Below are 11,911 nucleotides of genomic sequence, written 5' to 3' on the forward strand. Positions count from 1 at the left end.
AACTTGTCAGCCTTCTCGCCCGGCCCAAAACTCATGCCAGCGAATAACCGAACTGACGCCCAGTTTCGTTATTATCCTGGGTGGTAGCTTGCTGGGGCCTGGTGCGTGACTGAAGCTATCGAGAAACTCCGAACGCGTACCCGATGCCAACTCCGCAGCCATCACACCGGCCAGGGTGCTTTTCACAGTACCCAGTCCGTTTTCGCAGCAAGCCGAGTACAGGTTTTCTTCAATCTCGCCAAATGCAGCGGCGCTGTTACGACTCAGACACAGGCGGCCGGCCCAACTGAATTCCAACGCAGTGGATTTCAATTCGGGAAAGCGCGCATCCAGGGAATGTCGCTGTTCTTTGGCCACCGCCGCTACCCGCTCTGGAGTGACCTGGATACTCGGGTCATAGGTAAACTTGGTCCGGATGACGATACGCGAGAGACCGGCTGAAGAGATCTTGCGGACGGTCGCGCCCATGGGATCCGCCGGCAACAACGCCCACCTGGCTTTACCCGGCACCTCTTTCCTGAATGCATCATCACTGTAAGCAGCCGTCATGGAGGCATAAGTGAAAACGTGCAACAGTCGTCCTTGATAATGGCCAAAGTCTTCAATGTGCCCGTTAACTCCCAGGATGACCTTGGGTGCGTGCACCGTCCCGTTATGAGATCGAGCGCTCCAACCACTTCCCTGCCTGGTCAATTCAATAATCGGAGAGCGTTCGAACAGCGTGATTTTCCCTTCGAGCCCTGCTGCCAGGTCTCTAATGTATTGCGCGGGTTGAATCATCACTGCGCCCGGCGTGTAGATCCCACCGTGATAATAGGCGGACCCGGTGATTTCGCGCATTTGCGCGGCATCGAACATCTGGAACTTCTCGCCAATGCGTTCAAGGGATTGAGCGTAATTGACGTTCAGTTTCAATCCCCGCTCAGTGGCGGCCGCGTTGATCTTCCCGGAAGGGTCGAACGTGTCGGCAGACATGCCGTACTCCCGCGCAGCGGCAGCGGCAAAAGCAATCGCAAAGCGGTTCTGCGCAATTTCCAGCGCCGTTGCAGACTCACTCGCCACGGAGTATTCCCCGGACGACAGACTGTGCGGCACATCGATCATGAAACCAGAGTTTCTGCCGGCCGGCCCCTTGGCGACTTCATGAGCATCGACCACGACAATGCTGTCACCCGGGTGCAGCTGTGAAAGTCTGCGAGCGGCGGACAGGCCGGCAAAACCGGCCCCGATAATCAGCCAGTCCGCCGTCACGTTTCCATCAAGCATGCGGACAGGCGCAGTGCGTTCGGAAATCGCCTCCCAACCTGAAACCCCGGTATCTACCGGCAGGCGCTTGATGGTATGGGTGCTCATTTTTCGGTCTCTTCATCCGACCGATCAGACACATCGATCCAGATGGTTTTGATTTCGGTGTACTGGTCATGGGCGAAAATGGATTTGTCCCGACCGCCGAAGCCCGACTCCTTGTAGCCACCGAAGGGTGTCGATGCGTCGCCCTCACCAAAGCAGTTCACGGTGACGATGCCCGCGCGAATTTCCCGCGACAACTTGATTGCCCGCCGCAGGCTGCCGGTATATACCGAGGCCGCGAGGCCGTAGACCGTGTCATTGGCCAGCGCAATGGCTTCGGAGATCGTGTTGAAGGTGGTGACCGACAGAATCGGGCCGAAGATCTCTTCCTGGAACAGCCGGTTGTCTCGACCAACACCGTCAATCACCGTCGGCTCTACAAAGGCGCCTTCTTTGGTCGCACCACCGTAAACCACCTCAAGCTTTCCGGCGGCGGCGTGCTCAAGGTACGACTTCACTTTGGCAAAATGCTCAGGGCTGACCAGCGACCCTACGCGGTTTTCCGGATCGAGTGGATCGCCCATTTTCCATTCGCGGATGTAGGCGCCCATGCGCTTCAGCAGCTCGTCCTTAACCGATGCATGGACGATCAGACGAGAAGTTGCGGAGCAGTTTTCGCCCATGTTCCAGAACGCGCCATTGACCACGTGCTGAGCGACGAGATCCAGGTCTTGGGCATCGTCCATCACCACGGCCGGATTTTTTCCGCCGCACTCGAGGACGATGCGTTTCAGGTTCGAATCGGCGGCGTAATGCAGGAAACGGCGGCCGGTCGCGGTGGAGCCGGTGAAGCTGACCATGTCGACATCGTTATGCAAACCAATCGGTTCACCGACGTCCTTGCCCGTGCCGGTGACAATGTTGAGTACGCCGGCAGGTACGCCGGCTTCAAACGCCAGCTGCGCGACACGCAACGTGGTCAGCGAGGTTTGCTCAGCAGGTTTGACGATGACCGAACAGCCCGCAGCGAGCGCCGGGCCGATTTTCCAGGCCAGCATCAGCAGCGGGAAGTTCCAGGGCAATACGCAGCCCACCACGCCGATTGGCTCCCGAACTACCATGGTCAGCGCGTCGCTGCCCACCGGAGCGGTGTTGTCGTAAATCTTGTCAATCAGTTCTGCGTGCCAGCGGATCGTGTGGATGGTGTCCGGTATGTCAACCAACTGGCATTCACTGACCGGTTTGCCGCTATCGAGACTTTCGAGGACAGCCAGTTCGTGTTGATGGCTTTCAAGCAGGTTTGCAAACTTCAACAGGACCGCTTTGCGCTCCCGCGGAGAAACAGATCTCCAGCGTCCATCCTCAAAGGCCTCCTTGGCATTGCTCACCGCGAGGGCGACATCCTCGGACGAACACGCTGCGACGTTGGTCAAAAAGGCACCGGTCGCCGGGTTGTTCGTGGCGAAGGTTTTGCCAGAGATCGCGGGCTTGAATGCGCCATTGATGAACGCCTTGGACGGCAACGAAATGTCTTTGGCCAGCGCGGCATATTCGGCCTTGCTCAGAAGATCACCCATGGCTGGCTCCCGAAGAAATGTTGGCTACGTTACGTTTGAGTTCAGTAATGACCGACGCGAAACTCTGCTTTTCGTCCGCTTCCAGTGGCTGCAATGGCAGACGCACGTTACCGACTTTCAATCCGGCAACTTCGCAGCCGTACTTGATCGACTGCACGAACTTGCCACCGTCCAGGGCATTCATCAGCGGCATCATCGCCGTCATGATTTGACGGCCTTTGTCGAAGTTCTTTTCGATCACGCAGGCTTCATAAAGCGCAACGTGTTCCTTGGGCAGGAAGTTGGAACCAGCGCACACCCAACTGCGGGCGCCCCAGGCAAAAAACTCGAGGGCCTGGTCGTCCCATCCGCAGGACAAGGCGATGTTGGGGAACTGCCGGGCCAGCATATGCACCTGGCCCATGTCGCCGGAACTTTCCTTGATGGCGACGACGTTTTTCGATTGGCTGACACGCGTGAAATATTCTTCGTCCATCGAAACGCACATGCGCCCCGGATAGTTGTAAAGCATGATCGGCAGGTCGGCGGCGCGATCAATCGTCAATGCGTGGATCGCGTTTTCCTGGGAGGTCGGCAGCGCATACGGCGGGCTGGTGACGAGAATGGCGTCCGCTTTGATCGATTTGGCATCCTTGGCGTACTGAACCGCATCTTCGGTGCGAATCGCCCCGGTACTGACGATCAGTTGCACTCGAGTGCCGATCACATCTTTGGCGTAGGCTGCCAACTCGGTGCGTTCTTCCGCAGTCTGCGCATAATACTCGCCGGTCGACCCACCGATAATAATGCCGTGCACCTTCGCCTCGATCAGCGACTCCAAAACTTCCGAGTACACGTTCCAGTCAATCTCCCCATCAGAGTTATAAGGAGTTACTGCTGGCGTATAAATACCTTCAAATTTCAAGATAAATGCTCCGAATGCGAGTTAGGTGGGAGATCAACGAACGCGTCAGCTTTGATGCCTTTAGGCGCGACAAGAATCTTCATGTTTTCACGGGGCGGTTCCCAATGCTCAAACACGAGATCAATTGCGGCACTTTGCTTAACTGTTGAATCCAGACTGGCATGGGCCAAGAAGTCGGTCAATAGAGTGTATTTCCCGCGTATACATTTTCAGATGGGTGCTTCAGACGCCAGTGAAAATATCTTTTTCTTTGTTTTCAATGGTTTGAATTTTCCTAGCCGATGCCAAGACGTCAATCGATAACATTTGATTATGCATTGATAAGAGTAAATGTTTCTTGTTGATGCATGATTGCCGTCGTAGTCTTACAACAGCGATATTCTACTGACGAATTGGAAAATAGAATTTCTCGTACATTCGTTCCATTAGTTGGAAACTGTTTGTTCGGGGTCGAGTAAGGTGCTGTAGCAACATTGCCGCGGATGCAAACATCGGCATTTCAGAATTGTCTGCCTTAATAAGGACTCGAACGAAATGAGTGCACGGATGGCACCACCATCCGAGAAGGCACATTTTGCGTAAGACGCTTCCTGGACGTGGCAAAACGTTCCGGTTCGCGGATAGAAGCAGCACGGTTTGATGGGCTTGCATCCACAGGCGGTACTGCGAACTCAAGACCGTTTGGCCTCATCTCGCTGAGCAGGCTGAATGTGTCGCCCCCTTGGTATTTTGGAGTGTGTTGACCGTGAGCACTAAATCGGCAGTTTCAAATCTAATCGCGCAGCGCAAGCCTGACCACGCGCTGCCAGGTGCCCTTTATAGCGATCCCGACGTTTACAGGCAGGATCTGGAACAGATCTGGCACAAAAGCTGGATCTTCGCAGGGCACACATTTGAGCTGGAGAAGTCGGGTCAATACCTGTCGCTGCAAATCGGCGATTACCCTGTCGCTATCGTGCGCGGCGCAGACAAGCAGATTCGTGCCTTCCACAACGTCTGTCGCCATCGCGGTTCCAAGGTGTGCCCGGAAGCCAGAGGCAAGGTCGCCAAGCTGGTGTGCCCTTACCACAAATGGACATTCGAACTGGATGGTCGCCTGCTGTTCGCTGGGAACATGGCGGACGATTTCGACAAGTCTCAGCATGGGTTGAAGCCCGTGCACTGTGAGGTCGTCGAAACGTATATCTACGTGTGTGTAGCAGATATCGCCCCAGACTTTTCGTCGTTCAGAAAATCCGTTACCCCTTTCGTTGCGCCGCATAACCTGGACGACTGCAAAGTCGCGTTTGAGTCGAACATCATCGAGAAAGGCAACTGGAAACTGGTTTTCGAGAACAACCGCGAGTGCTACCACTGCGATTTTACTCACCCGGAATTGATGCACTCATTCGTGGACAACCCATCAGTGGGCGGCGCCGGAGGCGATGAAGATCTCGAACTCAAAGAGCATTGGGATCGCTGCGAGGCGGCAGGTTTGCCTAGCCGATTGGTCATGGATGATGACGGTCGTTTCCGCATGACGCGCATCCCCCTTTTTTCCGGGGCCGTCAGCTACACCATGGATGGCAAGCCTGCGGTTGCCGGGCGCTTGGACACAACCGGTGAAGCCAACATCGGTGCGCTGCTTTATTTCAACTACCCATCCACCTGGAACCACTTTCTGGGCGATCACGCGCTGAGCTTCCGCGTTCTGCCCATCGGTCCAGGCGAGACGATGGTCACTACAAAATGGCTCGTCAAGAAAGACGCGCAGGAAGGTGTCGACTACGACATCGATCGCCTTACAAAGGTTTGGCTCGCAACCAATGACCAGGATCGCACCTTGGTTGAAGGCGCACAGGTGGGTGTCAGCTCTCCAGCTTTCGAGCCAGGCCCGTTGTCGGTGGCCAGCGAAATCGGTGTGTGCCAGTTTGATGATTGGTACTGCAAAACGATGCTTGAGCAGCTCAATGACACGATCCCGTTAAGATCTGTCGGCTAAGTGCAGCACTGCCGGTGGTGAGAACCACGAATGATCACCACCGGTATCTTGATTCGGACCTTCAAACCACTCCCCCTCTCCGCCACAACTCGTGTTCCTTTCTTCCAAACAGCTCAGGAAAACTGAGCGAGAATCCAGTCGCGTAGCCGGCAACAGGCGTCGTCATTGATCCGGTCTTCACGAAATGTCAGATAGTGCTGACTTTCATGGAGAACCACTTCCTCTTCGATCGGCCGTATCAGCGTGCCGTTTTCGATTAGCGTTGCAACCAGGTGATTCCATCCGAGGGCTACGCCCTGATGGGTCAACACCATGCTGATGACCAGGTTGTAGTCGTTGGCGTTGAAAACGTGAGGGCTGTCATGGGGGCGTTTTTCGATATCAACATCGTGATAAGCCAGCCAAACACCCCAATCAACGTGCTCCGCTACCTGGGATCTGCCATAGGGGCTGAGGTTTAGCAAAACCCCGTCGCGTAATCCTTCCAGGCTGGACAGCTCAGGGTGCTCCTCTTTGTAACGAGGTGTGCACACCGGGTAGATGACGTCGTGAAACAACGGATAACTGCGGTAGCCATCCTGAATCCTGGCCATTTTGGTGATGAAGATGTCTGGAGTTACACCCGGTTCCATCGACAGGAAGTTCTGAGTGGTGACCAGATTGAGGTCGATGTCTGTGTTCCTGGTAAAAAAACCCGGCAACTTCGCTGCGAGCCAGAGGGCTGAAAACGCGGGAGAACAGCAAAGTGTCAACGTGCGCTTGCCTGCATTGTTGGTGCGAATGCGCTCCGCCGCCTGGGAAATGTTGACGAAAGATAACTGTGCCGCATCAAAAAAGATGGATCCGGCTTCCGTCAACTCGACTGCTCGCCCCACCCTCTTGAAGAGATCCACCCCAAGGTAAGTTTCAAGCTCCCGAATCTGACGACTGATTGCCGCTTGAGTAACGCACAGCGCTTCAGCCGCACGCGTAAAGCTCTGGTATTTGGCGGCGGCTACGAATGACTTCACTGCTTTCAGAGACGGCATTTTCAGCAGCGTCATGTCTGGATCGATGTGCTTAACCATAACCTAGAGTATTGAATATCCGGTTCGGGGCCGTTTGGAGGGCCGTTAGCGATGAGATCGGCGAGAAGGTTCCACCTAGAGCCTGCGCTGGAGCGTAGCTGAAACAGAGGGTCTAAGACAGGGCCAGCAGTAGTCGCCTTCGCAAACAGCACTTTCGTAGTCGCAAATTGACACGATTCATTTATTGATAACATGACGTTATTGATTGGCTGGAAGAAATGTTGTTAGACGCTGACTCTATAAGGTAATAACTTGGGTCTCAAGGCGCTGATTAATTCAGCGCCGTTAAAACAAGAATAATAAACATCACATAATAAAGAGGATGGTCACAATGACTAACTCGCAACCTTTCTCCCAGCTTGACTGCCCCCATAAGCACCGTCTTCACTGATCAAGATACGTATATCTAAATTCTTGGTCTTACGTCGTATTTGCAGCAGGAGGGGTTATGAGTCTTGGTGACGAGATACTCTCGGTAAAAAATATTTACAAAGTCTTTGGTGCTCAGCCAAAGCTCGCGATGGAGATGCTGGCTCGCGGTGCTGATAAAAGTGAAATTTTCAGCAAAACCGGTCAAGTCGTTGGCGTTTTTGATGCCAGTTTCTCCGTAAAACGTGGAGAGATTTTCGTCATCATGGGGCTTTCCGGTTCCGGGAAGTCGACGATGGTGCGGTTGTTCAATCGACTGATCGAGCCAACCTCCGGAACTATCCATCTCAACGGCCAGGAAATCACCGGTCTGTCTGATGCTGATCTCCTTAGCGTTCGCCGCAAAGACATGAGCATGGTGTTCCAGTCGTTTGCCCTGATGCCCCACATGAGTGTGATCGACAACGTTGCCTTCGGACTGGAAATCTCGGGTGTCGAGGAAAGTGAACGGCATAAACGTGCACTCGAGGCACTCAAACAGGTGGGGCTCGATGGCCACGCCTACAGCTATCCGCACCAACTGTCCGGCGGTATGCAACAGCGGGTAGGCCTGGCCCGAGCGCTGGCCAACGACCCCGCCATCCTGCTGATGGACGAAGCCTTCTCGGCACTCGACCCGTTGATTCGACACGAAATGCAGGGCGAACTGATCCGCCTGCAGGCAGAACAACATCGCACCATCATCTTCATCTCCCATGACATTGAGGAGGCGATTCGCATCGGCCATCGCATTGCAATCATGGAGGGTGGCCGGGTGGTACAGATCGGTACCCCACAAGAGCTGCTTTGCAGCCCCGCGAACGATTACGTCAGAGCTTTCTTCAAAGGCTTTGATGCCTCGAAGATCCTCAAGGCTGGCGACGTTGCCAAGATCTGTGCAGAGCATCCGTACGCCATGGATCAATCCATGCCTACGCTGCGCGACGATGTACTCCTGCAGGACGTCTTTCACATTGTTGCTGATGCCGTTAATCCAGTTGCTGTGCTGGATCGTCAGGGTGTGTTCAAAGGCACGATCTCCAAGAGCCTACTGCTTCAGACAATGAGCCGGCACTAATAGTCTCTATTTGCTGGCTTGCCAGGCTCGGATATTCAGGTGATGACATGAACGAATTCAGTTTTCTAGACCCGTTTCAATCCCTCAACGTCCCTTTGGGCCAATGGGTAGAAGTTGCCCTGAATTATCTGGTTCATAATTTCCGCGAGGTATTCCGTTCGATTAGATGGCCAATCGATCAGGTACTTAATGGAATTCAGTTCGGATTGTTGGCTATTCCTCCGTCGATATTCATTATTTTTGCGACGCTCCTGGGCTGGCAGGTAGGAGGGAGAAAGACTGGAATCCTTTGTTTCGTCACCCTCACCCTCTTGGGAGTGATCGGCGTATGGAGTGACGCCATGGTCACCCTCGCCCTGGTGCTCACTTCACTGTTCTTCTGTGCAGTTATTGGCATACCGCTGGGTGTCCTGTGTGCCCGGAGTGACCGGCTGGAGATGCTGCTGCGGCCGGTACTCGATGCAATGCAAACACTGCCGGCATTTGTTTACCTGGTACCTGTGGTGATGCTGTTTGGTATCGGCAACGTACCGGGGGTGCTGGTCACGATCATCTTTTCGGTAGCGCCACTGGTCAGGCTTACCAATCTGGGCATTCGCCAGGTACCGGAAGACAAGATTGAGGCGGCCCGGGCTTTTGGATGCACACCACGCCAGATGCTGAGGCGAGTCCAACTTCCTTTGGCTGCACCGACGATCATGGCCGGCCTGAATCAGGCATTGATGTTGTCACTTTCCATGGTCGTGATCGCATCAATGATTTCGGTGGGAGGCTTGGGGATGATGGTACTCCGCGGGATTGGCCGCCTTGATATGGGCTTGGCCACCGTCGGAGGACTGGGCCTGGTGCTGCTGGCGATTTTCCTCGACCGTCTGACCCAGGCAATGGGCGAACGCAGTAACAGAGCAACCAAAGGCGAACACTGGTATCAGACCGGCCCTGCGGGTGTCGTTTACCGTCTGAAAAGAAAGAACACCATTACAAAGATAGAAGTTAGTCCCAAAGAAAGTTAATCCGCTTTGCGGCGCGTTGTGAACCAAAAGAAATGCCAACTTCTTAACCAGCCAAGGTAAACGATAATGAACTTCACAACCTTCGGAATAAAACAGAAATTCATTCATTCTGTGGCACTTTTAGTTTTAGCGGTATCACCTGTGTTCGCATCGGCCGCCACGGCGCAGGAGCCCGGAAAAGGGGTCTCAATCACCCCGATCTTTCCGTCGATCGCCGAAGAGCGGTTTCGTGGAGAGATTGCAATGGCGGGTCTCAAGGAATTGGGCTACGACGTTGAAACACCAAAGGAAACCGAGTACTCCACCATGATGGTTGCGATTGCCAATGGTGACGCGGATTTCTCGGTGCATCTGTGGGAGGAACTGCACAAATCTTTCTACGAGAAGGCTGGCGGCGATGAGGTGATGGTGAAAACCGGCGCTATCATGCCGGGCGTGTTGCAGGGCTACATGATTGACAAAAAAACGGCTGATGAGCACCACATCACCTCACTCGCAGATTTGCAGAAGCCGGAAATTGCCAAACTGTTCGATGCCAATGGTGATGGTAAAGCCGACCTCACGGGTTGCAACCCGGGTTGGGGCTGTGAGCTCATCATTGCGCACCACATGAAAGCCTATGACCTGATGAAGACCGTTTCCAATAACCAGGGCTCCTATTTTGCCTTGATGGCGGACACCATCGCTCGCTATAAACAAGGCAAGCCGATTCTCTATTACACCTGGGTACCTCAGTGGATATCCGGTGTTCTGGTCGAAGGTAAAGATGTTGTGTGGTTGACCGTGCCACGTACGGATCTTCCAGGTGGCAAAAACGATGTCAACACGACCTTCAATGGTAAAAACCTGGGCTTCGCAGTAGACAGTGTCAGAGCGGTTATCAATAAAGAGTTCGCCGAGAAAAATCCGGCTGCAGTGAAGTTCCTGTCTGAAATGCAGATCACTACCGACGATGAAAGCGCGCAAAACCTGAAAATGCACAATGGCGAAAAAAGTGCAGCTGACATTACTCGTCACGCCAAAGAATGGATCGCGGCCCATCGCGCGAAATACGACATCTGGCTGGCAGACGCACGCGCTGCGGCCAACACTGCCACCGCAAAAAACTAGTCCCTTCATTTAAATCTGCATAAAAGGTTGCCCTTCCCCGGGCAACTTTTTCATCCGTTTCGGTGTTCATCATTCAGGAATCATGAAATGCAGTTGTATTCGTTCGTCCAGAATTTCAGTTACAAGGATGCGCCCCTGCATACACGCGAGTTGGTTAAAACCTGCCTGCTCGACATCATTGGTGTGGCCGCCGGTGCTCGCGACAATCAAACCAGTGTGATGCTCAAAACCTACGCTGACACCCATTACTCTGCCAACAAGTTGTCCAGCCGCCTTTGGTTCGACGGCAGAGCCGTACATCCATTGGGCGCCGCGTATGCAGGCGGTTTCTGCGTCGATAGCCTGGATGCACATGAAGGTCACTTCACCTCCAAGGGGCATGCGGGCGCAACCGTTGTCCCGGCTATTGTTGCGTTGGTCGACGCGTATCTCGGTCAGGGCAAAGACATCAGCGGCGAAGAATTCCTCAGCGCACTGTGCATCGGTTATGAAACCGCGTTACGGGCGGGCCAGGCATTGATGGCCAGCGCCCCTGAATATCATGCCTCAGGTGCCTTTTCCGGAATCGGGGTGGTTTGCGCTGGCGCCCGCCTGCTGAAGCTTGATGAAACGACGTTCCGTCATGCGCTGGGTATCGCGGAATACTTTGGCCCGAGGTGTCCGATGATGCGCCTGGTGAGCTTCCCGACGATGTTGCGTGATGCCCACGGCGCCGGCGCGTATGCCGGACTGAACGCACTACTGATGGCACAGCTCGGTGTCACTGGCGCTCCAGCCGCGACCGTTGAACCTTTGGAGATTTCCACTTTCTGGCAGGACATCGGAACCCGCTGGGAGATCGACGAGCAATATTTCAAACCGTGGCCGGTATGTCGCTGGGCGCAACCGGCGCTCACGGCCATGACTGATTTGATGCGGGCACATCCGGTCATCACTGCAGCGTTGATCGAGACCATTGATGTCGAAACGTTCCACGAGTCTGTGTGCTTGCAGGGGCATTTTCCGAAGAATGCGGACGAGGCCCAGTATGCGCTGGCGTTTCCCTTGGCTGCCTTGATCGTTCGCGGGAAGCTGGGCCCTAAAGAGGTCACCGGGGATTCCATTCATGCGCCAGACATCTTGAGTGTCAGCGCGAAAATAACCCTTCAGGAGGCGCCTGACCTCTCCGCCAGGTTCCCGGAGGAAATTCTGTCCCGCGTCACGGTTACCCTGAAAGACGGCACGCGTCTTACCAGCCCGACCGCGACGGCCAAGGGCGACCCCGGCAACCCTATGTCGAGTGACGAACTCACCGCTAAATACCATCTGCTGGCTGATGACAGCTTGGGGGCCACGCTCAGCAATGCCATCGAGAACAGTGTTGATGCATTGCTCGGCAGTGATGACTGCCAATCGTTCTTTGATTTGTTGCTGTCCGCTCCAAAAACCGCTGCCTAGATTGCCAACGGTTTCCTGGCTATTCGTTCAGGTGTCAAAGAGGATT

General features: G+C 54.4%; 9 protein-coding genes. 5 read left to right on the forward strand and 4 right to left on the reverse strand.

What is annotated here, in order from left to right; all coding sequences use genetic code 11:
* Positions 1 to 6 precede the first annotated feature (6 nt).
* From ACHPFG_RS20460 to ACHPFG_RS20470, 3 genes are read right to left on the reverse strand one after another with little or no spacing between them, the layout of a single operon-like run.
* Positions 7 to 1,353 (reverse strand): NAD(P)/FAD-dependent oxidoreductase, encoded by a 1,347-nt coding sequence (locus ACHPFG_RS20460; protein WP_431700300.1) that lies wholly within the window; start codon positions 1,351 to 1,353, stop codon positions 7 to 9.
* Positions 1,350 to 2,867 carry an aldehyde dehydrogenase gene (locus ACHPFG_RS20465; RefSeq protein ID WP_431700301.1) on the reverse strand — a complete coding sequence of 506 codons (1,518 nt, stop codon included), beginning with the start codon at positions 2,865 to 2,867 and terminating at the stop codon, positions 1,350 to 1,352. Before ACHPFG_RS20465 ends, ACHPFG_RS20460 begins: the two co-directional genes overlap by 4 nt.
* The gene (locus tag ACHPFG_RS20470; RefSeq protein WP_084378792.1) at positions 2,860 to 3,771 is read right to left on the reverse strand and encodes a dihydrodipicolinate synthase family protein; all 912 of its coding nucleotides are present in this window, start codon (positions 3,769 to 3,771) and stop codon (positions 2,860 to 2,862) included. Before ACHPFG_RS20470 ends, ACHPFG_RS20465 begins: the two co-directional genes overlap by 8 nt.
* A 745-nt stretch (positions 3,772 to 4,516) precedes the next feature.
* On the opposite strand from ACHPFG_RS20470, the gene ACHPFG_RS20475 reads away from it, so the two are divergent.
* Positions 4,517 to 5,752, forward strand: coding sequence for an aromatic ring-hydroxylating oxygenase subunit alpha (locus tag ACHPFG_RS20475; RefSeq protein WP_431700302.1), 1,236 nt, complete (start codon positions 4,517 to 4,519; stop codon positions 5,750 to 5,752).
* Between the two features lie 113 nt (positions 5,753 to 5,865).
* Here ACHPFG_RS20475 and ACHPFG_RS20480 read toward each other — a convergent pair whose 3' ends face one another.
* Positions 5,866 to 6,819 carry a LysR family transcriptional regulator gene (locus tag ACHPFG_RS20480; RefSeq protein WP_084378793.1) on the reverse strand — a complete coding sequence of 318 codons (954 nt, stop codon included), beginning with the start codon at positions 6,817 to 6,819 and terminating at the stop codon, positions 5,866 to 5,868.
* A 448-nt stretch (positions 6,820 to 7,267) separates the two neighbouring features.
* Between ACHPFG_RS20480 and ACHPFG_RS20485 the strand changes: the two genes are divergently transcribed.
* The 4 genes from ACHPFG_RS20485 to ACHPFG_RS20500 all read left to right on the forward strand — a co-directional run bounded on the left by ACHPFG_RS20485 (position 7,268) and on the right by ACHPFG_RS20500 (position 11,865).
* The gene (locus tag ACHPFG_RS20485; RefSeq protein ID WP_201060004.1) at positions 7,268 to 8,305 is read left to right on the forward strand and encodes a quaternary amine ABC transporter ATP-binding protein; all 1,038 of its coding nucleotides are present in this window, start codon (positions 7,268 to 7,270) and stop codon (positions 8,303 to 8,305) included.
* Between the two features lie 8 nt (positions 8,306 to 8,313).
* Positions 8,314 to 9,318 carry a glycine betaine/L-proline ABC transporter permease ProW gene (gene proW / locus ACHPFG_RS20490; RefSeq protein ID WP_431703505.1) on the forward strand — a complete coding sequence of 335 codons (1,005 nt, stop codon included), beginning with the start codon at positions 8,314 to 8,316 and terminating at the stop codon, positions 9,316 to 9,318.
* 66 nt (positions 9,319 to 9,384) lie between these two features.
* Complete coding sequence (proX, locus tag ACHPFG_RS20495) at positions 9,385 to 10,428, forward strand: glycine betaine/L-proline ABC transporter substrate-binding protein ProX (RefSeq protein WP_253428056.1); 1,044 nt, start codon at positions 9,385 to 9,387, stop codon at positions 10,426 to 10,428.
* An 87-nt stretch (positions 10,429 to 10,515) separates the two neighbouring features.
* On the forward strand, positions 10,516 to 11,865 hold the full coding sequence (locus tag ACHPFG_RS20500) for an MmgE/PrpD family protein (RefSeq protein WP_431700303.1): 1,350 nt from the start codon (positions 10,516 to 10,518) through the stop codon (positions 11,863 to 11,865).
* Positions 11,866 to 11,911: the final 46 nt, after the last annotated feature.

Origin of the sequence: Pseudomonas sp. BR20 (assembly GCF_050780135.1) — a bacterium.
Lineage (GTDB): Bacteria > Pseudomonadota > Gammaproteobacteria > Pseudomonadales > Pseudomonadaceae > Aquipseudomonas.

Coding starts and splice junctions, on each gene's coding strand:
- ACHPFG_RS20460 (WP_431700300.1), bottom strand. CDS start 1,353: ATGAGCACCCATACCATCAAGCGCCTGCCGGTAGATACCGGGGTTTCA.
- ACHPFG_RS20465 (WP_431700301.1), bottom strand. CDS start 2,867: ATGGGTGATCTTCTGAGCAAGGCCGAATATGCCGCGCTGGCCAAAGAC.
- ACHPFG_RS20480 (WP_084378793.1), bottom strand. CDS start 6,819: ATGGTTAAGCACATCGATCCAGACATGACGCTGCTGAAAATGCCGTCT.
- ACHPFG_RS20485 (WP_201060004.1), top strand. CDS start 7,268: ATGAGTCTTGGTGACGAGATACTCTCGGTAAAAAATATTTACAAAGTC.
- proX (WP_253428056.1), top strand. CDS start 9,385: ATGAACTTCACAACCTTCGGAATAAAACAGAAATTCATTCATTCTGTG.
- ACHPFG_RS20500 (WP_431700303.1), top strand. CDS start 10,516: ATGCAGTTGTATTCGTTCGTCCAGAATTTCAGTTACAAGGATGCGCCC.